Source organism: Gordonia sp. DT218, assembly GCF_049847105.1.
Taxonomy (GTDB): domain Bacteria; phylum Actinomycetota; class Actinomycetes; order Mycobacteriales; family Mycobacteriaceae; genus Gordonia.
Window position 1 is genome coordinate 444,491 of sequence record NZ_JBNCNS010000001.1, and the last position, 22,367, is coordinate 466,857.

Sequence of the window (22,367 nt, forward strand, 5' to 3'; positions counted from 1 at the left end):
TCAGAAACTAACAGAAGATAACACCATCCTGGTGCGCAATTGTGAATAGATGTTCGTTTTAGTGCGTTCCTGCTAATATCTCGCCATGCTTGCAGCGGAGCGACGGGGACACGTGTTGGCTGCCGTGGTCTCCCGAGGCGCGGTGCGGGTCACCGATCTCGCCGCCGAGCTAGGCGTTTCCGAGATGACGATCCGACGGGATCTCGACCACCTCGAGAGCGACGGGGAGCTGAGCAAGGTCCACGGTGGCGCAGTCCGGACGGACGGTGACCTCACCGGACGAGGACTCGAACCACCGTCGTCGCTCAAGGCGACCCGCGAACCGGATGCCAAGCGCGCCATCGCGGCGGCCGCGCTGCCGCTGATCGAGGACGGCATGACCGTCGCGATCGGCGCAGGTACCACCACACTGGAACTGGCCCGACTGCTCCGCGGCCGCGACATCTCGGTGGTGACGAACTCGGTGTCGATCTTCGAGTTGCTGACCGACCCCTCGGATTCCTATCTCGACGCCGCGAGTGTCCAGCTCACCGGTGGACAGCGCACGCCGTCGGATGCCCTCGTCGGGCCGATCGCCAACGCCGCGCTGGAGCACTACCGAACCGACCGGGCCTTTGTCGGAACCCACGGCATCGACCCGTCCGCGGGGTTCACCACCCCCAATCTCGGTGAGGCCGAGACCAATCGAAAGCTTCTGACCACGGCTCGGTCGACCGTCGTGCTCGCGGACCACACCAAGTACGGCGAGATCGGCGCGCACCTCTTCGCCGAGTTCGGACGCATCAACCGACTGGTGACCGACGACGGCCTGCCCGCCGCAGCACGCAGTGAACTCGCGGACGTCACCGTGCTCACCATCGCCGAAGGAAGACCCCGATGACCCCAGATGACGTGACCGAAGATCCCGCGAACCAGGACGGCGCCGGGCGCCGACTACCGACGCCGCAGGAGGCGAGCCTCGCCGACGACCGGCAGATCCTGTTCTTCTCGACCGCCGAGAACCCGCCGGCGCCAGGCATCGACCATCGCGATCTGCCTGCCCACCCCGATGATTCGGCCACCCGCGTCCGACGCGACCCGCAGATCGGCGACTGGGTGATGATCGCTCCCGCGCGGCAGGAGCGGACCTACAAACCGCCGCGACGGATGTGCCCGCTGTGCCCGGATCCCTCCGGACGTTCCAGTGAGATCCCCGCAGACGACTACGACGTGGTGGTGTTCGAGAATCGCTTCCCCTCGTTGGCGGCGGCACATGCCGGCAGCGGTTTCCGGCTCCCGGACCGGCCGGGCGATCTGACGGTCGAGGCGCCGGGTCACGGCCGCTGTGAAGTGGTGTGCTTCACCAGCGACCACGACGGTTCGTTCGCCGGACTCACGCCCGAGCGTGCCCGGCTGGTGGTGGACGCCTGGTCCCAGCGCACCGACGACCTGCTCGCGCGCGACGGCGTCGAAGAGGTCTTCTGCTTCGAGAACCGGGGCGAGGAGATCGGGGTGACCCTGACGCATCCCCACGGCCAGATCTACGCCTATCCGTTCCGCACGCACCGGACCGAGACCATGCTGCGCGCCGCGGCGACACACCGCGCCCAGACCGGGGCGGACCTGTTCGAGTCGATCCTCTCCGGCGAATTGAACGGCGGGGAAAGGATTCTCGTACGGACCGACCACACCGCGGCGTTTGTTCCGTTCGCCGCCCGCTGGCCCGCCGAGGTCCACATCTACCCCTTGCGACATGTCCGACGACTCTCCGAGCTCACCGACGACGAGGCCGACGATCTGGCACGCGTGTACCTCAAGGTGCTGCGCGCCTACGACGCGCTCTACGGCCGACCCTTGCCCTACATCGCGTCGTGGCACCAATACCGGGCGGAGTCGGCCGAAGGCTACCTCCACGCCGAGTTGTTCTCCGTGCGTCGCAGTGCCGACAAGCTCAAGTACCTGGCCGGTTCCGAGTCGGGGCGTGACGCATTCGTCACCGACAAGACGCCCGAGGATGTCGCCGCCGATCTGCGCGGGGCAATGACATGAGCGACAGACGAATACGGAGTTACGCCCCCGGGCGGGTGAACCTGATCGGCGAACACACCGACTACAACCTCGGATTCGCATTGCCGATCGCCCTGGACCTGGGCACCACGGCGGACTTCGCCCCCGACACCGTCGACGGAACGATCGTGGCAGAGTCGAGTGACGAGTCCGACGTCGTCACCATCAGTCCCACCAGCGGACCCGGCGACGTATCCGGTTGGGGCGCATACATCGCCGGTTGCCTGTGGGCACTCCGGACCGCCGGTCACGATGTGCCCGGTGGACGCCTCCACATCGAGTCCACGGTTCCGGTCGGGGCCGGACTGTCGTCGTCCGCAGCGCTCGAATGTGCAGTGCTGCTGGCAATCACCACCGACCTGAATCTCTCCCGACACGAGCTCGCCCGGGTCGCACAGCAGGCGGAGAACGACTACGTGGGAGCACCGACCGGTCTGCTCGACCAGCTGTCGAGCCTGTTCGGGCAGCAGGACACCGCCCTGCTCATCGACTTCCGGTCCCTCGAGGTGGAGCCGGTCCCGATGCCGGTCGACGATTCCGCACAACTGCTGGTGATCGACTCCCACGCGCCCCACCGACACGCCGCCGGCGAGTATGCGGCGCGACGCGCGTCGTGCGAGGCCGCCGCCGCCGAACTCGGTGTCCCATCGCTGCGCGAGGCCGACACCGACGCATGGAATCAGCTGCCGGACGGCACCAACCGGGTTCGCGCCCGGCATATCCTGACCGAGAACGCACGAGTCCTGGCGGCCACCGCGGCACTGCACGATGCCGACTTCGCGAAGATCGGCGAACTCATGAACGCCTCACACGACTCGATGCGCGACGACTTCGAGATCACGACTCCGCACATCGACCTCATCGCGGCCACCGCGCAGCAGTTCGGTGCACATGGCGCGCGGATGACGGGCGGTGGATTCGGCGGGTCGGTGATCGCGTTGGCCCCCGCCGACGCCGCGGACCGGATCTGCGCCGACCTGCCCCAGGCGATCTCGGACGCCGGATATCCCACCTCGACGGTTCGCCGGGTGCGACCGGGTCGTGGTGCACACCTGCTCTGACGCAGAGCTTCTCACCACGTCCAGCGAGTGGTGACCACCAGGTCGCGTCCGGGCGCCACGACACGTGGCATCGTGTTCAGGCCGTCGGGCGGCCCGGACTGCGGTTCCACACAGATCGCGAACGGCCGATGGTCGAAGATCACCACCCATTCCGCGTCGCTGCGTATCCGCAGTCGCAGCAGATCGGGCCAGTCCAGGGTGACGTCGGCGCCCGAGGGCATACCGAAACAGTCGTCCCAGGGTGGCGGCAGCGGCGCCAGCCGGGTGCCGGTCGGAAGGTGGTCGGGACCACGTTCTTCCTGCCAGGAGGGCGCGAACTCCACTGCGAGAGGGGCGGACTCGCCGGACATCGGGTGACGACGGAACCACGGGTGCCAACCCGCCTGTGCTGGAAAGGGCGCAGCTGCGGACGAGACCCGTAACCGCATCGTCAATTCCCCCGGGGCGAGAGCGAAATCCTGGGTGACCGTGCCGTCGAACGGCCAGTGCGGGTCCAGGCGCCGAGTCAGTGTCGCCTGGTCTTCGCCCACCGCGTCGGTCTCCCACCGGTGGTCGCGTGCGAGCCCGTGGAGCGCATGCGGCGGATCATTGAGCTCGAATTGATGACGCCTGCCGTCGAAGTCGAGGATGCCGTTCCGCATGCGGCCGCACCACGGGACCATCGGGAAGCATCCGTAGGGTTCGCCCTGCTGCAGGAGCTCGACGTCCGCGATGCGCAGGGAGGTGAGTCGGCCACCTTGTGGGTTCACCCGCACTTCGGCGCCGGGTGTGCGTAACAAGACGTCTCCGTCGGCGTCCATCACTCGACCTTTTCGGCGACCTCGAGCCACTCCGTCTCCGCGGTCTCCTTGGCCTCCACGACGTCTTTCAGTTCCGCGTTGAGTTCCATGAGCCTGTCGGGATCGGTTGCCGCATCGAGCAATTGGTCGTGCAGGCGACTCTCTCGCGTGTCCAGCTGTTGGATCTGGCGTTCCAGCCGGTTCATCGCCTTTCGTGCATCCCGATGTTCGGACGCACTGATCGCGGGGGCGGTCGAGGCCGTCGCCGCACTCGAAGCGTTCGACGTGGACGTGCGACGCGGTGCGGCGGAGGTGATCTCGAGTCGTCGTCGTAGATATTGCTCGATGCCGCCCGGCAGATTGGTCAACTTCCCATCGCCGAACAGCGCCCACGTGCTGTCGCAGATCCGTTCGATCAGGTAGCGGTCGTGACTGATCACCACCAGCGTGCCCGCCCAGCCGTCGAGGAGATCCTCGAGTTGCTGCAGGGTGTCGATGTCGAGGTCGTTGGTCGGCTCGTCGAGGAGTAGCACATTGGGTTCGGCCATCAGCACGCATGTCATCTGCAGCCGCCGCCGTTCACCACCGGACAGGTCCCCGACCGGCGTGCGCTGGCGTGCAGGGGTGAAGCCGAGCCGTTCGGCCAGCTGACTCGCGGAGATCTCCTTGTCCCCCAGCACGATCCGCGATGCCACCGCCTCCACGGCGTCCAGCACCCGCTGATCCTCGTCGAGGTCGTCGAGCTCCTGGCGCAGCCAGCCGATCGAGACCGTCGTGCCCTCCTTGCGCTTACCCGGGGCGACGTCGATCTCCCCCGCTAGCGCGCGCAGCAGGGTCGTCTTGCCTGAACCGTTGACCCCGACGAGGCCGATGCGTTCACCGGGTGTCAACCGCCAGGTGAGATCGTCGAGCAGCACATCGCCGGCCGGCGTGGCCACCCGCGCGTCCTCGAGTTCCACGACAACCCGGCCGAGGCGTCGTTTGGCGAAGGCGGACAGCGATACGCTGTCGCGCGGCGGCGGGACGTCGGCGATCAGCTTCTCGGCGGCCTCGATCCGGTAGCGAGGCTTGGAGGTCCGGGCCGGCGGGCCGCGACGCAGCCAGGCCAGTTCTTTGCGAGCCAAGTTGCGGCGTCGCTCCTCCATCGTGTCCGCCAGCCGGGAGCGTTCGGCGCGGGCGAAGATCCAGTCGTTGTAACCACCCTCGTACTCGTCGACGCGGCCGGAGTGGACCTCCCAGGTGCGGGTCGCGACCGTGTCCAGGAACCACCGGTCGTGTGTGACGACGATCAGCGCGCTCCGGCGGGCGACCAAGTGGTCGGCCAGCCACTGCACGCCCTCGACGTCGAGATGGTTGGTGGGCTCGTCGAGGATCAGCAGGTCGGCGTCGGAGACGAGCGCGGTGGCCAGACCCACTCGTCGACGCTGGCCGCCGGAGAGTTCGTCGACGCGTTTGTCGAGGAGGCCGTCGACGCCGATGCCGTTGAGGATGCCCCGGACCCGCGGGTCCCCCGCCCACTCGTGGACGGCCACCTCGGGTCCCCCTACCACCACTTCCGCGACGGTGGCGCCGGCGGGCAGTTCGCCGCGCTGCGTGACCGTCGCGACCCGGATGCCGCCGGCGCGCGAGATACGTCCGCCGTCGGGTTCGGTGATGCCACCGAGGATCTCCAGCAGCGTCGTCTTACCGCCGCCGTTGAGGCCGACGACACCGATCCGCTGGCCTTCGTGAACCCCGAGGGACACGGATTCGAGCAAGGGCTTGATGCCGAAACTCTTGCTGATGCGGTCCGCGTTGATCAGCGCAGACGGGTTCGAAGGTGCCACTCTGTAGACCCTAGCAACGGGTCGTCGGCCACCCCTCGCTGCCACCTCGAGCGGCCACCTCGAGCGGTCACCTCGAGTGCGTGCCCTCGCCCCCGCTCCCGCCCGCCGAGCGGGCGCAGAACCCCGCCCATCGTGCGCAGAATTGCGTCGATCGTGCGCAGAATCCACAGGTTCCGGGCTTCGCCCGGAAGGATGCAACCGATCCGGCGTGCGCTGCGTCGAAGATCTATGCAGCAACAGATCACCCGCGAAGACAAGCGCCTACTACGCCGCCAGGCCGCGCTCGAACGCAGCGGGATGTCGGCGGAGCACTTCGACGCCGCGTTCACCCACCTGCAGGGTGACCACTACCTGGAGAGAACCGCGATCCTCACGGCATGTGAGCGCATCCGGATGACCGCCCTGAGCGCAGAAGGAAGTCCCGTCGTCGGCGGTATCGCGGCAGCGATCATGCACGGAAGTCGCTGGTACGAAAAGGATTTCGTCGTCGAGCTCGTCCGACACCCGTCCGGATCGGGCAGACGGGGCCGGGGCAGCCGCGTTCATCGAACCGACCTCGAGCCGCCCGACATCATCACGATCGATGACATTGCGGTCACGTCACCGGTCCGCACCGCGTTCGACCTGGGCCGAATCCGCCCCGACTGGCGAGCGCTCGGTCATCTCGACGACCTCGCCCGGGCGACCGGCTTCTCGCTGGACGAACTCGCCGCTTATGCCGACGGCCGCGATGGCCGACGCGGCATCCGCCAACTACGGGGACTGATCCCGCTGATCGACGGCAAGGCGGAGTCGCCACCCGAGAGCTGGGTCCGTCTGGTCATCATCCGGGCCGACCTCCCCGCTCCCGAAACCCAGATCGAGGTGGCGGACGAGAACGAATATGTCTTCGCACGCTTGGACCTCGGCTACCGGGTACCCAAGATCGGCATCGAGTTCGATGGTGAGGACTTCACTCATCCCCGGCGCAGCGTGCTCACGATGAGGCACGCGATGCCAGACTCCGGGAACTCGGGTGGATCATCATCAGGATCGATGCCGAACGCCTACGGACCAGGCCCTGGAGCGTCATCAACGAGATCGAGAGAGCACTCCGATCGCGTGGGGCGTATTTCTGACGGGTCGAGCGCACGATCGGAGCGAAACTGTGCACGATGGCCGACAAGGTGCGCACGATCGGCGGGAACTCGCGGGCGGCGCCCGATCGACGTCAAGGTGTGCCCGGTCGACGCGAAACTGCGCACGATCGGCGGGGGTTCGTGCCCGATCGATGAGTGGGAGAGCCTCGGCTATGACCGGCCGAAGTATCCGTCGATCGTCCGGAACGCATCCGGGAGACCTGCCGTCACCACCTGCATGTGGTTGACGCCAGGATACGGGATGAGTGTCACATCCGTTCCGGCCGAACGCATCTGCGACGTCAACGCGAGACTGAGCGGAAACGGGACGGTGGTGTCGGACAGACCGTGCTCGATCCGGACAGGAGTGCGGTAGCCACCGGATGGCACCGCCAGATAGTCGGCGAGCGCAGCCGTGAACTTCGGATCGGTGAACGGCTTGGCCACCAAGGCGCCTGGCGGGACACCGGCAAGTGCCGTGCCGAGTTCGCCGACACACATCTGCCGGGCCCGGCCCAGCCACGTCCGGCCCGTCGGCGTCAGGTAACCCGTGACGTGCAGATCGGGTCGTGCGTGATCGAGTCCGGACAGGATATAGAGGATCAGTCCGCTGAAGGCGTTGAACCTCCCGAGGTCGCCGACCCCCGGCGCCATCAGCGGTACCACGTGTTCGATGTTCGATGCCGGCGCGAAGGCGACGGTGCCGAACAACGGCAGTTCCGGCGCATACCGCGGTGCCAGCTGCGCGGCCCAGAGCGCCGAGTGTCCACCCTGCGAATGGCCGCTCGACACCCATCGCCGCGACACCGACGGATCCACCGTCCGAGAGGCACGGATCATGTCGATCACCGAGTACCCCTCGGCGCGGCCGCCGAGATACTCCGCGACGCCCCCGCTACCGACACCGGGATAGTCCGTGGCGGTCACCGCATAGCCCGATCGCAGAGCTTTTTTGATCGTCGGCTCCAGCGTGTCGCGCCGCGCTCCCGACGACAAGCTGGGCGAGCAACTGTCGGAGATACCGCTGGTGCCGTGCGCCCAGGAGAAGACGGGCCACCCTCCGGCAGGCGGACGCCCGGTGGGGAGATACAGGGCGCCGGTGCTGGTGACCGGCTTCCCACGCTGATCGCGCGTGACGTACAACAGCCGGTGTCCGCGTACCGCACCCGTCGGCAACTGCGCCGACGGCAGCACGGAATCCCGCATCACCGAACCGATCCGCGCACCCGGGGCGGGCGCGGCCGACGCTGCTCCGACGACGATCGTCGCGACGATCGAGACCACTGTGACCACCGCCACCAGCGTCCCACCGGCCCTCTTGTGTGCTCGCACGACTGGGACATTACCCATCCGATCACGATCGAAGTGCCCAATCGGACTGCGAGGTCGGTGCATCTCCCCTAGCGTGAAGCCGTGATCCTTCGACGATCGATCATGACCACCATCATCGCCGGCGCCGTCGGTCTCGCCGGCGCGATGGGTTCGGCCCCGGTGGCAGTCGGGGCCCCGCAGGTCGGCCCCGACGTCTCCAGCCATCAGCATCCGGGTGGCGCATCCATCAACTGGTTCGCGGTCCGTGCGTCGGGTCAACAGCTGGCGATGGTGAAGGCGACCGAGTCCACCTGGTACGTCAACCCGTACTTCGTCCAGGACAGCCTGGCGATGCGGGCCGCGGGCCTGGTCCGGGGGACGTATCACTATGCGGACCCAACCCGTTCCGCGGCGCAACAGGCGGTGTTCTACGCAACGGTCGTGCTCGGCCAGAACGGTATCCTCGACCTCCCGCCGGTACTCGATCTCGAACATTCCGGCGGTCTCGGTCCTCGTGCGCTCGCCGCCTGGGTCAGGGAGTTTTTCGCCGTCCTCGAACCCCTGACCGGTCGAAAGACGATCCTCTACACGTACCCGCGATTCTGGAACACGGCGATGGGCGCCACCCGCGAGTTTTCCGACCACCCGCTCTGGATCGCGTCGTACAACGGGCGCGGTGCCCCCGAGATGCCGCGGGGTGGCTGGCGGACCTGGAGGTTCTGGCAGTTCACCGACTCCGGTTGGCTACCCGGTGTGCCGACCCGAGTCGACCTCAACCGGTACAACGGTTCCGTTGCGTCGCTACGCGCGTACGGCAACGCGATCAACGTCTTCGGGAGCTGACCCGATCGGTCGACGGGCGACCTGCCGGTGCAACTACTCGGTGACGACCCGCGCACCGGGCACCGGGCCGTTGGCCGTCCGCACGGCGCGTGCGACCCCGGCCCCCGACAGTTCGGCGGCGACGTCGACCGCCGACGCCTCGTCCGCGCAGAGGAACACGCACGTTGGTCCGGACCCAGAGACGATCCCGTTGAGTGCGCCGGCATCGACGCCCGCGCGCAGAGTACGACGGAGGGCCGGTTGCAGACTCAGCGCCGCCGGCTGAAGGTCGTTGCGGAGCAACGGCGCGACCACGCTCGGATCGCCGGACGTCAACGCCGCCATCAGCTCATCCGGACGCTCGACGACGATGTCGGAATCAGACCGGTTCTCCCGCAACCGATCCAGCTCCCGGTAGACCGCCGGCGTCGACAACCCCGACTTCGACATCGCGAGCACCCAGTGAAACTGACCGCGCGCCAGGATCGGCATCAGTTGCTCACCGCGACCGGTACCGAGCGCCGTGCCGCCGTGGAGGGCGAACGGTACGTCGCTGCCCAATCCGGCCGCGATATCCGACAATTCCGGACGCGCGAGTTCGAGACCCCATAGCTTGTCGGCGCCGACCAGGGCACCCGCCGCGTCGGCACTACCGCCGGCCATCCCGCCGGCGACCGGAATCCGCTTCGTCACGTCGATGGCGACCTTCGGCGTCCGGCCGACCCGCCGCGCCACCTCCGTGACCGCCAACGCGGCGAGGTTGGTGCCGTCGGCCGGTACGTCGGTGGCGCCTTCGCCGGTGGTGGCGACACGGAGTTCGGTGGCCGGACTCAGCCGCACGTCGTCGTAGAGCGACAATGCCTGGAAGACGGTGACGAGGTCGTGGTAGCCGTCGTCGCGGAGTGGGCCCACGCCGAGGTACAGATTCACCTTGGCCGGTACACGCACGGTGACCGCGTCGGACACCACCGACAACGAGGCTCGAGACACAGGTATCGAGCCTAATGGACGCGCGAGCAGTCGGGTGGACGCGACTCGTGATGCTCTCGGCCAGACCCGGGTTGCTGTCTGCGAGATACGGGTTGCTGTCGGCGGGATACGGGTTGCTGTCGGCGAGATCGGGGGTCGCCGGGTCAGTCGGTCGACGCGAGCCGGACGAAGTCGTCCACATCGAGCCGTTCGCCACGCAGGCCGGGGTCGATCCCGGCCGCCCGCAGGCGGCGTTCGGCCTCGGGCGCACTGCCCGCCCAGGTCGCCAGCGCCGATCGCAGCGTTTTGCGGCGCTGCGCGAAGGCGGCATCGATGACTGCGAACACCTTTGTGCGGATCATCGCATCGTCGGCGTGGGCGTCGGTGCGCTCGATGCGTACCAGGCCGGACTCGACCTTGGGCTCGGGCCAGAACACGTTGCGTCCGACCGCACCGGCGCGGGCCACCGTGCCGTAGTACCGCGCCTTGACGCTCGGGACCCCGTACACTCGGCCACCCGGGCCGGCGGCCAGGCGATCCGCGACTTCGGCCTGAACCATCACCAAAGCTGTTGCGATACTGGGGAATTCGGCGAGCAGGTGCAACAGCACCGGCACCGCGACGTTGTAGGGCAGATTGGCGACGAGCGCCGTCGGGGCGGCCGGCAGGTCGTCTCGGACGACCGACATCGCGTCGGCGGTGATCACTTCGAAGGATTCCGCCTGCCCGGGTGCGTACTCCTCGATGGTGGCGGGCAGCCTACCGGCCAGCGTCGGGTCTATCTCGACCGCGATCACGCAGCCCGCGGTGCCGAGCAGTGCCAGCGTCAACGATCCCAGACCGGGACCGACCTCCAGGACGATGTCGTCGGCGCCGACGCCCGACTCCGCGACGATCCGGCGCACCGTGTTCGCGTCGTGGACGAAATTCTGGCCCAGTGTCTTGGTGGGCCGGATGTCGAGTTCGGCGGCGAGCCGACGGATCTGCGCAGGCCCGAGTAGTCGCGGCGCGTCGTCGGTCAGTTCAGGCCCAGCTTCGAGGAGCAGGACGGCCAGGCGCCCCATCCCTGCGCGGCCTGGGTCTTCGACGCGACGGCGATCTGCTCTTCACGGGTCGCCAGGTCGGCGCGTGGCGCGTACTCGAGGCCACCCCACCGCGCCCAGGTGTTCTGGTCGAACTGCACGCCGCCGTAGAAACCGTTGCCGCTGTTGATCGCCCAGTTGCCGGTGGCCTCGCACTGCGCGAGCTGATCCCACACGGAGCCGACCGGCACGTCCGGGGGGCCTTCCTTGGTCCCGATCTTGACGGTGGCGGCGAGCGGAGCGGTGAGGACCTCGGCGTCCACCTTGTCGCGCTTGACCACCTTGCCGTTGACCATGGTGAGCTTGTAGGTGACCTTCTGCTCGCCCGGCTTTCCTGGCTTCAGGACCACCTTCTTGTCGCGGACCAGCGTCGGGTCCTCTTTCTTGACCTCCGGCGGCGCGACGTGCTCGGTCACAGTGGAATCCATCGTGCGGATACGGGTGACCTTGATCTTCATGTTCGGCGTGACCGGCGTGTCGGCGGCCGGGACGACCTTGTCGTCGCCGGCGAGCGGCTTCCCGGTCTCAGCGAGGAGGTCGCCGACGGTCTTCGCGGCCACGACGGGCTTGTAGCTGACCGAGCCGTCGGTGAGGCTGACCCGCTTGGGCATGGTGACGTCGATGACACCGCCGTCGACGGGCAGCGCGCCCGCCCGCGGGAAATTGGTGTCGTTGGAACCCGCGGACAACCCCTGAGCGGCGAGCAACTGCGGAACACTGGAAGCGGTTGTCTGGATCTCCTTGCGCGCCCCGTCCACCTCGAGGGTGACGGTCTTCTTCCGGTTGAGCGTGATGGTCTGCCCATCGCTGACCCCGGAGCCGAGGGCGGGGGCGACGTGGTCGCCGGAGGCGGGGTCATAGCCCTGCGAACGCAGCACCGAGTCCACCGACATCGACATCGTCGAGACGTTCTTCACTTGCCCGTCGACGTTGATCTTCACGTCCTTGTGCATGGCGATGCCCATGACACCACCCGCGGTGAGCGTGGCCAGCACTGCGCCAACGGCGACGCGGGCACGAGTGGACTGTGAATGATTGATACGCGCGAGAACAGACAAGATAAACATCCTGGTCGGGGACAACTGCGTCCTCGCTCCACCAGCGACTCAAACCCCCGGACCCCCTGGCCCACCCGTTCGAAATCGCTGCCCTAGGCAGCGGGATCACAATACGATAACGAACAGGGGCTATTACTGCAAAGGCAGCCCATACACTCGGCGCGCGTTCGCACCGAGGATCCGGGCCATCGCCGCGTCGTCGACGCCGCGCACCCGCGCCAGCGCGCGCGCCGTGTACGGCAGGCAATACGACTGATTTGGCTGGCCACGGTAGGGATGCGGCGTCAGGAAGGGCGCATCCGTCTCCACCAGGATCTGAGCGTCGGGCACGATCTCGGCCGCGGCGCGCAATTCCTCGGCATTCGCAAAACTCACCGTGCCGGCGAAGCTGAGTATGAAGCCACGGTCGACACATTCCAATGCAACATTCAGGTCACCGGAGAAGCAGTGCATGATCACGGACTCGGGGGCACCCTCGGCGGCCAGGATGTCCAGCAGATCGCGGTCGGCCTCGCGGTTGTGGATCATCAACGGCTTGCCGATCCGCTTCGCCAGATCGATGTGCCAGCGGAAGGCCTCGGCCTGTTCGGTCGGGCTCGCGCACGATTCGGATTTGCCGGGCCAGTAGTAGTCCAGGCCGGTCTCCCCCACTGCGACGACCCGCGGGTCGGCGACCATCTGTTCCAGCTCGGCCTTCGCGTCGTCGTCGAGCTCGGCCGCATGCGTGGGATGTAATGCCACCGCCGCAAACGCCCGGTCATCCCAGTGCGCGGCATCAAGCGCCCAGCGGGCGTCGATCATGTCATCGGCCACGGTCACCACCTGGTGCACGCCGACACTCTCGGCGTGGTCCAGGATCGCGCGGACGGCATCGGGGTCACGCCCGCCGCAGGCCGCGAGATGCGTGTGGGCGTCGACGAGGCCCGGCAACGGCGTCGGGTCGGGCGGCGGCTCCCGTCGTCGACGCTTGCGCGCCGCCTTGTTGCTCTCGGTCTCGGCCTTCCCGTCGGCTACCGTCCCGGCCTCGCCGGTCGCTGGCGTCTGACTCACAGCACCACTGTGCCAGCGATGACCGTGGTGGTCGCACCCCCCACCCAGATGTCGGTCCCGTCGTCGGTGACGTGCACACGTCCGGATCGGCCGAGCGCGGTCCCCTGCGCGGCGACGTAGGACGCTGGGGCGAGACCGTCACGCCGCAGCCAGACGGCGATCCCGGCGTTGAGACTGCCGGTCACCGGGTCCTCGTCGATCCCGAAGCCCGGAGCAAAGGCGCGGACCTCGAAGTCCACCTCCGGTTCGTCGGGCAGGCCGTCGGCGTGGGGCCCGACCAGACCGACCTCGTGCGTCCCGAGCGCGACCAGGTCCGGCTCGACCTCGACGACCCGCTGCCCGGAGGTCAGCATCAGCGCCATCCACTCGGGACCATTGGCGACCCACTGCGCGTCGACGACGTCGGAGGGCTCGAGCCCGAGCGCCGCGGTCACCTCGGCGACCAGGTCGGCGTCCACCGGTCCGGACCGACGCAGTGGCGGCGCCGCGAAGGCGAGGCGGGCGTCCTCGGCCCCGGCGTCGTCGGGTCCGACCTTCTCCCGGCGGATCGGGACCAGGCCGACACCGCACTCCTGGACGATCAGGTCGCCCGCCGGGCTCCCACCCGATTCCAGCCAGGCGTGCGCCGAGCCGAGCGTCGGGTGTCCGGCGAACGGCAGCTCGCCGGCCGGAGTGAAGATCCGCAGCCGGTAGTCGGCGTCGGAGCTCTGCGGCGGCAACAAGAAGGTGGTCTCCGACAAATTGGTCCACCGCGCGAAGGCGGCCATCTGCTCGTCGGTCAGGCCATCGGAGTCCACCACGACGGCAACCGGGTTACCTGCGACGGGGATCGACGAGAACACATCCACTTGGGCGAATCGACGGGTCATCAGTCCATCTTGGCGGCGAGTCCCGCAGGGGCCAACCGAGTTTAGGCCGAGCCGGACCGCGCAGACGTCCTCGGCCGACACACGAACCTCTCGCATGGCGCGCCAGTCACCGCTCGGACAGGTAGCGTTCCAACCGTGTTGGGATTGCCAGATGTCATGACGGTCGCGCTGTTCGACCTCGACGGAGTGTTGACGTCCACTGCCGTCCTGCACCGCAATGCGTGGAAACAGGCGTTCGACGCGTTCCTGTCCGAGCAGGATCCCGACGGTTTCGACGAATTCACCGAGCAGGACTACCTCGACTACGTCGACGGTCGCCGACGTGAGGACGGTGTGCGGACCTTCCTGCACTCACGGCAGATCGACGACGTCTCCGCCGAGACGCTGGCCGCCATCGGCGAGGGCAAGAACGAACTCTTCACCGCGACGCTGCAGCGCGACGGGGTCGATCCCTACCCTGGGTCGGTGCGCTATCTGAAAGCGGCGCGGCAGGCCGGATTACGCATTGCCGTCGTCACGTCATCGAAGAATGGAGCAGCCGTGCTGGATGCCGCAGACCTCAGCGAATTCGTGGAGGTGCGGGTGGACGGACTCGAAACCGCATCACGGGGATTGCCGGGTAAACCGGCGCCCGATTCATTCCTTCTGGGCGCCGAACTGATGGGTGTGCCACCCGCCGAGGCGGTGGTCTTCGAGGACGCCATCTCGGGTGTGGAGGCCGCGGTGGCCGGACAGTTCGGCTACGTGGTCGCCATCGATCGGGTCGGTGGCGGACAGGCCGACGCGATGCGGGCGGCCGGTGCCGACGTCGTCGTCAACGATCTCGACGAATTGCTCCCGGCATGAACCCGGGTGCGATGGAACACGGTTTCGACGTCCACCCGTGGCAGCTGCGCTGGCGGGGCATCGACGTCGACGTCCTCGGGCGCACCGAGACACTGTTCGCGCTGTCGAACGGGCACATCGGTCTGCGTGGGACGTTCGAGGAGGGCGAACCCGTCGACCATCCCGGCACGTACCTCAACGGCTTCTACGAGCTACGCGGCCTGCCCTATGCCGAAAGTGGTTACGGCTACCCGGAATCCGGGCAGACCGTGGTGAACGTGACCGACGGCAAGATCATCCGCCTGCTCGTCGAGGACGAGCCGATGGATCTGCGCTACGGCCGCACCGAGGAGCATGAGCGCATCCTCGATTTCCGCACCGGCACCCTCCGGCGGAACACCCTGTGGACCTCCCCGACGGGTCGCACCGTCCGCATCCGGTCGGAACGGCTGGTGTCGTTCACCAAGCGCACCATCGCCGCCATCCACTACGAGGTGGAACCGATCGGTGAGGACATGAAGCTCGTGCTGCAGTCGGATCTGCTCGCGAACGAACCCGTCCCGGCGCCGGGCAACGATCCGCGTCTGGCGGCCGCGCTCGACCAGCCACTCGTCTCCGATCTCTCCGCCTGCCGCAACTACTGGGGCATGCTCGTCCATCACACCAAGCGGTCGGGCCTGCACGTGGCGGCCGGGATGGACCACGAGATCGACTTCCCCGACAAGGCCGACGCCTTCATCCGTGCCGACTCCGACCTGGCACGGCTGACCGTCGCCGCGAACGTGCCACAGGGCACCAAGGTGTCGCTGACCAAATTCATGGGCTACGGCTGGTCGGCGCGCCGATCCGTGCCCGCGCTGCGTGCTCAGGTCGACGCCGCACTCGCGATGGCGATGGAAACCGGTTGGGACGCACTGAAGGCCGATCAGATCAACTATCTCGAGGACTTCTGGCGCGACGCCGATGTGGAGCTCGACGGCGATCCCGAACTGCAGCAGGCGGTGCGGTTCGCGCTGTTCCACGTGTTGCAGGCAGGCGCGCGCGGACAGTCCCGCGCGATTCCCGCCAAGGGTCTCACCGGTCCCGGCTACGACGGCCACACCTTCTGGGACACCGAGAGTTTCATCCTTCCGATGCTCACCTACACGGCACCGGCCGCGGCCGGTGAAGAGCTCCGATGGCGCCACGCCACGATGGACAAGGCCAAGAGCCGGGCGGCCGAACTCGGGCAGCGTGGCGCGATGTTCCCCTGGCGCTCCATCAACGGCGACGAGTGTTCGGGGTACTGGCCGGCCGGCACCGCCGGGGTGCACGTCAGCGCCGACATCGCCAACGCCACCAGCCGCTACCTGCGTGCCACCAACGACGAACAGTTCGAGGCCGAGTGCGGCGTCGAACTGCTGGTGGAGACCGCCCGCCTGTTCGCGGGCCTCGGTCATCATGACGTGAACGGGAAGTTCCGCATCGACGGCGTGACCGGACCGGATGAGTACACCGCCGTGGTGAACAACAACGTGTTCACCAATCTCGCTGCGCAGCAGAACCTTCGGGACGCAGTGGCCGCCGTGCACCGGCGGCCCGACGTGGCGCGGGAACTCGGGGTGACCGTCGCCGAGGCCGCTCACTGGGAATCCTGCGCCGACGACATGTCGATCCCGTTCGACAAGGACCTCGGGGTGCACCAGCAGTGCGAGTCATTCACCCTCCTCGGCGCGTGGGACTTCGAGTCGTCGGTGGGCAAATACCCACTGCTGCTGAACTATCCGTACTACGACCTATACCGCAAGCAGGTGGTGAAACAGGCCGACCTGGTCTTCGCCATGTACAACTTCGGGTCGTCGTTCACCCCGGAGCAGAAGATCCGCAACTTCGACTACTACTACCCGCTGACGGTGCGCGACTCGTCGCTGTCGGCCTGCTGTGAAGCGGTGGTCGCGGCCGAGGTCGGCTACCTCGATCTGTCCTACGACCTGATGTGCGAGTCGGTGTTCACCGACCTGCATGATCTGCACAACAACGTCTCGAGCGGCCTACACATCGCCGCACTGGCAGGCGCCTGGACGGACTGCGTCGCCGGGTTCGGCGGAATGCGCGATTTCGGCGGCCAGATCACCTTTGCGCCGCGACTGCCCAACCGGCTCACCTACCTCTCGTTCCGGATGACAGTGCGTGAATCGAAGATCGTGGTGGCCATCGACCGCGAGACCGCGACCTACCGGTTGTTGTCCGGTCCGCCGATCGATCTCGCTCACCACGGGGAGAAGTTCACCCTCGACGCGGCCCCGGTCAGCAAGCCGATCCTGGAACTCGACAAGCGTGAGGCACCCAAGGCGCCTCCGGGATGCGAGCCCTACCGCCGCGTGGAGTGACCGGCGCCCGGCTCACCACCGCCGGCGTGACGCAGCCACCTCATCTGCCGGTTGCCACCTTTGCGTAGGCGAAGGTGACAACCCACAGATGGGGTGACCAGCAGCCGGGGCGGACAGCGGAGTGCGAGCCAACCCACGTATTCTGGCGACACCATGACCGACGATCCGACGCGCACCGAATCCGCTGTTGACGCCTCGCACGGCGCAGGCGAACCGTGCTACATCACGACCGCCATCGCATACCCCAACGGCGCTCCGCACATCGGGCACGCCTACGAGTACATCTCGACCGACGCGCTGGCCCGGTTCAAACGTCTCGACGGCTACGACGTCCGATTCCTCACCGGCACCGACGTCCACGGGCAGAAGATGCAGCAGACGGCGGAGGCCGAAGGCATCCCGACCGCGGACCTTGCCAAGCGCAATTCCGATCGCTTCCAAGAGCTGCAGGAGCGGCTCGGGTCCAGCTTCGATCGATTCATCCGGACGAGCGACACCGATCACCAGCGCGCCTCCGAGGCCATCTGGCAGCGCATGTCCGATGCCGGGGACATCTACCTGGACACATACTCCGGCTGGTACGACGTCCGCGATGAGACCTTCTACACCGAGGCCGACACCACCATCGACGACAGCGGCAATCGCGTCGCGGCCGACAGCGGCCATGTACTGACCTGGACCGAAGAGCAGACCTACTTCTTCCGGCTGTCCGCGTATCAGGACAAGCTGCTCGAGCTGTACGAGAGCCACCCCGAGTACGTGGGTCCGGATGTGCGGCGCAACGAGGTCGTCAGCTTCGTCAAGGGTGGGCTGAACGACCTGTCGATCTCGCGCACCACCTTCGACTGGGGCGTACCGGTGCCCGGTCATCCCGACCACGTCATGTACGTCTGGGTCGATGCCCTCACCAACTACCTGACGGGCGTGGGCTTCCCCGACGACGCTGCGACATTCGACCGGTATTGGCCTGCCGACCTGCACATCATCGGCAAGGACATCATCCGGTTCCACTGCGTCTACTGGCCGGCCTTCCTCATGAGCGCCGGTATCGAACTGCCCAAACGCGTGTTCGCCCACGGCTTCCTTTTCAACAAGGGCGAGAAGATGAGCAAATCGGTCGGCAACGTGGTCGACCCGGACAATCTGATCGACGAGTACGGGCTCGATCCGGTGCGCTACTTCTTCCTGCGCGAGGTCTCCTACGGCCAGGACGGGTCGTACTCGACAGACGCGATCGTCAGCCGGATCAACGCCGACCTCGCCAACGAGTTCGGAAACCTGGCACAGCGCAGTCTGTCGATGATCGGCAAGTACTTCGACGGTGCGGTCCCGGCCGCCGGCACGTACACCGCCGAAGACACCGCGCTGCTCGAGAAGGCGGCGGGTTTGCTGCCCCGGGTGCGGGATCAGTTCGACGTCCAGGCGATCCATCTCGGCATCGAGGCGATGTGGTCGGTTCTCGCCGACACCAACCGCTACATCTCCTCTCAGGAGCCGTGGAAGCTGGCCAAGACCGATCTCGACCGCACCGCGACCGTGCTCTATGTGTGCGCCGAGGTGGTCCGCACCGTTGCGCTGCTGGCCCAGCCGGTGATGCCCGAGTCGACGAATCGGCTGCTCGATCTGCTCGCCGTCGATCCCGACAATCGCCAGTTCACCGCCGTCGGTGACCCTCTCGTCGCCGGCATCTCGTTGCCGAAGCCCACGCCGATCTTCCCCCGCTACGAGGCGTGACGACTCCGGCGCTCGATGTCCTGCGTGCGCTGCACGCGCACACGCGTGCGGCCGGACTGCCGCCGCCGGCCGCCCTGATCGGCGACTGGTGGGACGCGGACGCCGTCATCGCGCCGTCGATCGGCCTCCGACCGGGATTCGCCCCGCCCGACGACCCCGACCTGTTCTGGTTCGGCTATCTGGGATTTCCGGTCCACGCCACCGAGTCGCCGCTGCCAATCGCGGTCGGCGGGCTGACCGACGAGGTACTGATTCTCCGCGACGGCCGTTGGCGTCACGAGAGCGTCCACGGAAGCGCCTGTGCCCCATGGATCGAACGAGCGCTGAGCGAGCCCACCGATACCGTCGAACACCGGTGGTCGGCGAACTGGATCCCGCCACAGTCGGAATCCCATCTCGCGGCGATCGACCGGTGTCTCGAGGCGATCCGCTCCGGCGAGGTCTACCAAGCGTGCGTGTGTACCCGCTTCACCGGGACCGTCGAGGGCGACCCATTGGAGTTCTTCGCGTCGATCACCAGCACGACGATGCCGGCGAAATCCGCCTATCTACACGGTGATTGGGGTACCGTGGCCAGCTTCTCGCCGGAGACATTCCTACGTCGGACCGGCAACCTCGTCTCGTCGTCGCCGATCAAGGGGACGGTACCGGCCGATGCGGTGCCCGAGTCGTTGTCGGCCTCGGCGAAGGACGTCGCAGAAAACGTGATGATCGTCGACCTAGTGCGCAACGACCTCGGCCGTCTCGCCGTCACCGGCACGGTGCGGGTGGCCGATCTGCTCTCGGTGGTACCGGCCCCGGGGGTGTGGCACCTGGTGTCGCGGGTGGAGGCCATCGTCGATCCCGCGGTCGGGACCAACGAGTTGTTGCGTGCGATGTTCCCGCCCGCGTCGGTCACCGGCACGCCGAAGATCCGCGCGGCCGAACTGCTCGCGGATTGGGAGCCGTCACCACGAGGCGTCTACTGCGGCGCGATCGGCATGGCCGGGCCGGGGCACGGCCTCGACCTCAGCGTGGCGATCCGTACCGTCGCGATGACGCCGGACGGTACGGCCACCCTCGGGGTGGGCGGTGGGATCACCATCGATTCGGATCCGGCCCTCGAATGGCAGGAATGCCTGGACAAGGCGGCGAGCATCGTCGGTGCGACCCCGACCGGTCGCTGAGCCGCGATCGTGCCCAGATGACGCCGGACGATGACCGTTCGACGCAGCGACGCGCCCGCTCGTCGTGAATTGAGCACCGCTTGACGCATAGTCCTGAACATCGGCAAAAGGCACGGCCGACCCCCTTCCGCATGTCAACATCTGGGGTAGAGTCGGATTATGCGCCGATCCATACTGCCGGGTACGGAAAGTACGGGCGACGTCGGCAGTCTTGGTGATCGGTCTCAAGCCGACGTGACCCGAGATCTCCCGGTGCCCACCGCCCGCAACGAAGTCCTCGCTTCGTGGCAACGTGCCGTCGACACCGGAGCCGACGCCGACAAGCATGCGCCGGGGCATCTACCTCCAGGCCAGGTCCACGACCGGCGACATGGCAATGCACTGGGCGACGGCGCGCAGCGCCTGCAACGGGTGTTCGCCGAGACCACCGACGACCCCGAACTCCTCATGGGCGTCTTCGACTCCGACGGTGTGCTGCTGTGGCGTTGCGGGACCTCGCGGTGGCTACGGGTCGCCGACCACCTCGACCTGGTGGAGGGCAGCCGCTGGGACGAGAAATCCACCGCGACCACGGCCGTAGGCCTGGTGATGTCCGATCACCGGTCCACCCGGGTCGTCGGCCGGGAACACTTCAATCGTGCTCTGCATTCGCTCTATTGCGCGGCCGCCCCCATTCACGATCCCCGTACCGGGCAGCTGACCGGAATAGTCTCCCTGGCCGGACCCGTGGAGGCCCTGCAGCCGTCGTCGACGGCGTTCGCGGCCAGCATGGCAGCGCTCGGCGAGCACGAGATCGCCAACGCCCACGCGCGATCTCTCGCCGACCTTCGCAAGAACGCCGGTGCCCGGCTGACCGGCATCCGGGGTCCGGCGCTCCTGGTCGACGGGGACGGCTGGGTCGCCGACAGCCGCGGATGTACGGCGCCGGACGCGGTGGCGGCCCCCATGGAGGACACCCATCAGTTCGTGCCGGGGATCGGCATCTGCGTCGCCCAGCAGATCGGCAGCGGATGGCTCCTGCGGCGTGTCGGTCCCGCGAATCCCGTTGTCGCCGAACTCGATCTACGCGGCGAACCAACGCTTACCGTGGCCGGCGACGGCGACGACTGGCAGACCGTGCTGACGCGCCGACATGCCCAGATCCTGCTCCTGCTGGCCGAGGCGTCGGAATCGGGTCTGACCTCGGCGCGATTGAGCCGACTGATCTTCGGCGATTCCGGGCACGTCGTGACGGTTCGTGCGGAGATGTCGCGGCTGCGACGTGCGGTCGGCGCCCTGCTCACCAGCCGTCCCTACCGGCTGGCGCCGGGTGTGACCCTTCACGTCTCCGAGGACGAGAGCGCTGTCGATACGGCCGAGGCCTGGCTCACGAGTCCTGGCGACGGGCCAGAACCGCTTGATACACGTCACGCCGCGAAGCACCGCCGCCCCGCGTGACCTCCTGACAGGCCTCCTTGAGGCGGGCACCGTCGGCCACCAGCTCTTCGACCTCCTCGACGAGCTCGGCCATGTCACGGATCCGTGGCCGCCCGCCCGCGACGACCACGGTGATCTCCCCCTTCACGCCGTCGGCGGCCCAGTCGGCGAGTTCCGCGAGGGTTCCGCGGCGCACCTCCTCGTAGGTCTTGGTGAGCTCGCGGCACACCGCCGCACGTCGATCGCCCCCCAGGACCTCGGCGGCGGTGGCGAGTGTGTCTGCGAGACGGTGGGGTGACTCGAAGAACACGGTGGTCCGCGGCTGGTCGAGCAGAGTCGTCAGCCACTCCCGGCGGGCACCGGGACGCCGCGGAGCGAATCCGTCGAAGCAGAACCGCTCCGAGGGCAGTGCCGAGACAGCGAGCGCGGTGGTCACCGCCGACGGACCCGGGAGGCAGGTGACCCGCAATCCCGCGTCGGCACAGGCGGCGACCAGTTTGAACCCCGGATCGCTCACCGAGGGCATCCCCGCATCGGTGATCAGCAGCACGGTCGATCCCCCGGTGATCGCATCTACCAGCGCAGGTGTCCGAGCCGCCTCGACCTGGTCGTAGTAGCTCACCAGGCTACCGCCGATCCCCACATCGAGCGCAGCGGCGAGACTCCGCGCACGGCGGGTGTCCTCGGCCGCCACGATGTCGGCCGAGGCGAGGGCGGCGCGCAGCCTCGGCGACGCATCGTCGGCCTGTCCCATCGGCGTCGCCGCCAGGACGAGCCGACCGACCTCGTCGATCGTATGGCCGTGCGACATTTCGACGGCTTCCCGAGAGTTCATCATCTGACAGCTTACGAGTGACCACTACGAT

The 22,367-nt window shown here is 67.6% G+C and carries 18 protein-coding genes; 9 read left to right on the top strand and 9 right to left on the bottom strand.

Features of this window, described 5'->3' with window-relative positions; all coding sequences use genetic code 11:
- Window positions 1-85 precede the first annotated feature (85 nt).
- Genes ACPXCG_RS02080 through galK form a run of 3 tightly spaced genes read left to right on the top strand, consistent with a single transcriptional unit; the run spans window position 86 to window position 3,107 of the window.
- Window positions 86-880: a DeoR/GlpR family DNA-binding transcription regulator gene (locus ACPXCG_RS02080; protein WP_425788625.1), complete on the top strand. Its 795-nt coding sequence runs from the start codon at window positions 86-88 to the stop codon at window positions 878-880.
- Window positions 877-2,028 carry a galactose-1-phosphate uridylyltransferase gene (gene galT, locus ACPXCG_RS02085; protein ID WP_425788627.1) on the top strand — a complete coding sequence of 384 codons (1,152 nt, stop codon included), beginning with the start codon at window positions 877-879 and terminating at the stop codon, window positions 2,026-2,028. The genes ACPXCG_RS02080 and galT overlap by 4 nt, the downstream gene beginning before the upstream one ends.
- Window positions 2,025-3,107, top strand: coding sequence for a galactokinase (gene galK, locus ACPXCG_RS02090; RefSeq protein WP_425788629.1), 1,083 nt, complete (start codon window positions 2,025-2,027; stop codon window positions 3,105-3,107). The genes galT and galK overlap by 4 nt, the downstream gene beginning before the upstream one ends.
- An 11-nt stretch (window positions 3,108-3,118) precedes the next feature.
- On the opposite strand, the gene ACPXCG_RS02095 is transcribed toward galK, so the two are convergent.
- The 3 genes from ACPXCG_RS02095 to ACPXCG_RS02105 form a co-directional block, all read right to left on the bottom strand.
- The gene (locus ACPXCG_RS02095) at window positions 3,119-3,907 is read right to left on the bottom strand and encodes an aldose 1-epimerase (RefSeq protein ID WP_425788631.1); all 789 of its coding nucleotides are present in this window, start codon (window positions 3,905-3,907) and stop codon (window positions 3,119-3,121) included.
- The gene (locus tag ACPXCG_RS02100) at window positions 3,907-5,712 is read right to left on the bottom strand and encodes an ATP-binding cassette domain-containing protein (RefSeq protein WP_425788633.1); all 1,806 of its coding nucleotides are present in this window, start codon (window positions 5,710-5,712) and stop codon (window positions 3,907-3,909) included. Before ACPXCG_RS02100 ends, ACPXCG_RS02095 begins: the two co-directional genes overlap by 1 nt.
- Window positions 5,713-7,001: 1,289 nt before the next feature.
- A complete protein-coding gene (locus ACPXCG_RS02105) occupies window positions 7,002-8,162 on the bottom strand; it encodes a lipase family protein (RefSeq protein ID WP_425788634.1) in 1,161 nt (386 codons plus the stop codon).
- 102 nt (window positions 8,163-8,264) lie between these two features.
- Here ACPXCG_RS02105 and ACPXCG_RS02110 point away from each other — a divergent pair, with 102 nt between their 5' ends.
- The gene (locus ACPXCG_RS02110; protein ID WP_425788636.1) at window positions 8,265-8,984 is read left to right on the top strand and encodes a glycoside hydrolase family 25 protein; all 720 of its coding nucleotides are present in this window, start codon (window positions 8,265-8,267) and stop codon (window positions 8,982-8,984) included.
- A gap of 33 nt (window positions 8,985-9,017) precedes the next feature.
- On the opposite strand, the gene ACPXCG_RS02115 is transcribed toward ACPXCG_RS02110, so the two are convergent.
- The 5 genes from ACPXCG_RS02115 to ACPXCG_RS02135 form a co-directional block, all read right to left on the bottom strand.
- Window positions 9,018-9,953 carry a 4-(cytidine 5'-diphospho)-2-C-methyl-D-erythritol kinase gene (locus ACPXCG_RS02115; protein WP_425788638.1) on the bottom strand — a complete coding sequence of 312 codons (936 nt, stop codon included), beginning with the start codon at window positions 9,951-9,953 and terminating at the stop codon, window positions 9,018-9,020.
- A gap of 143 nt (window positions 9,954-10,096) precedes the next feature.
- Window positions 10,097-10,996 carry a 16S rRNA (adenine(1518)-N(6)/adenine(1519)-N(6))-dimethyltransferase RsmA gene (gene rsmA / locus ACPXCG_RS02120; protein ID WP_425788639.1) on the bottom strand — a complete coding sequence of 300 codons (900 nt, stop codon included), beginning with the start codon at window positions 10,994-10,996 and terminating at the stop codon, window positions 10,097-10,099.
- The gene (locus tag ACPXCG_RS02125) at window positions 10,951-12,081 is read right to left on the bottom strand and encodes a transglycosylase family protein (RefSeq protein WP_425788641.1); all 1,131 of its coding nucleotides are present in this window, start codon (window positions 12,079-12,081) and stop codon (window positions 10,951-10,953) included. Before ACPXCG_RS02125 ends, rsmA begins: the two co-directional genes overlap by 46 nt.
- Window positions 12,082-12,204: 123 nt before the next feature.
- On the bottom strand, window positions 12,205-13,122 hold the full coding sequence (locus tag ACPXCG_RS02130; protein ID WP_425788642.1) for a TatD family hydrolase: 918 nt from the start codon (window positions 13,120-13,122) through the stop codon (window positions 12,205-12,207).
- On the bottom strand, window positions 13,119-13,991 hold the full coding sequence (locus ACPXCG_RS02135) for a PhzF family phenazine biosynthesis protein (RefSeq protein ID WP_425788644.1): 873 nt from the start codon (window positions 13,989-13,991) through the stop codon (window positions 13,119-13,121). The genes ACPXCG_RS02130 and ACPXCG_RS02135 overlap by 4 nt, the downstream gene beginning before the upstream one ends.
- Window positions 13,992-14,126: 135 nt before the next feature.
- On the opposite strand from ACPXCG_RS02135, the gene ACPXCG_RS02140 reads away from it, so the two are divergent.
- The 5 genes from ACPXCG_RS02140 (at window position 14,127) to ACPXCG_RS02160 (ending at window position 21,522) form a co-directional block, all read left to right on the top strand.
- Entirely contained in the window at window positions 14,127-14,837 is a 711-nt protein-coding gene (locus tag ACPXCG_RS02140) for an HAD family hydrolase (RefSeq protein ID WP_425788646.1), read from the top strand.
- On the top strand, window positions 14,834-17,185 hold the full coding sequence (locus tag ACPXCG_RS02145) for a glycoside hydrolase family 65 protein (protein ID WP_425788648.1): 2,352 nt from the start codon (window positions 14,834-14,836) through the stop codon (window positions 17,183-17,185). The genes ACPXCG_RS02140 and ACPXCG_RS02145 overlap by 4 nt, the downstream gene beginning before the upstream one ends.
- Window positions 17,186-17,338: 153 nt before the next feature.
- Complete coding sequence (gene metG / locus ACPXCG_RS02150) at window positions 17,339-18,919, top strand: methionine--tRNA ligase (protein WP_425788650.1); 1,581 nt, start codon at window positions 17,339-17,341, stop codon at window positions 18,917-18,919.
- Window positions 18,916-20,085, top strand: a complete 1,170-nt coding sequence (locus ACPXCG_RS02155; protein ID WP_425788652.1) for an aminodeoxychorismate synthase component I — start codon at window positions 18,916-18,918, stop codon at window positions 20,083-20,085. Before metG ends, ACPXCG_RS02155 begins: the two co-directional genes overlap by 4 nt.
- Before the next feature lie 159 nt (window positions 20,086-20,244).
- Complete coding sequence (locus tag ACPXCG_RS02160; RefSeq protein ID WP_425788653.1) at window positions 20,245-21,522, top strand: GAF domain-containing protein; 1,278 nt, start codon at window positions 20,245-20,247, stop codon at window positions 21,520-21,522.
- Here ACPXCG_RS02160 and rsmI read toward each other — a convergent pair.
- On the bottom strand, window positions 21,452-22,336 hold the full coding sequence (rsmI, locus tag ACPXCG_RS02165) for a 16S rRNA (cytidine(1402)-2'-O)-methyltransferase (RefSeq protein ID WP_425788655.1): 885 nt from the start codon (window positions 22,334-22,336) through the stop codon (window positions 21,452-21,454). The genes ACPXCG_RS02160 and rsmI overlap by 71 nt on opposite strands.
- Window positions 22,337-22,367 lie beyond the last annotated feature (31 nt).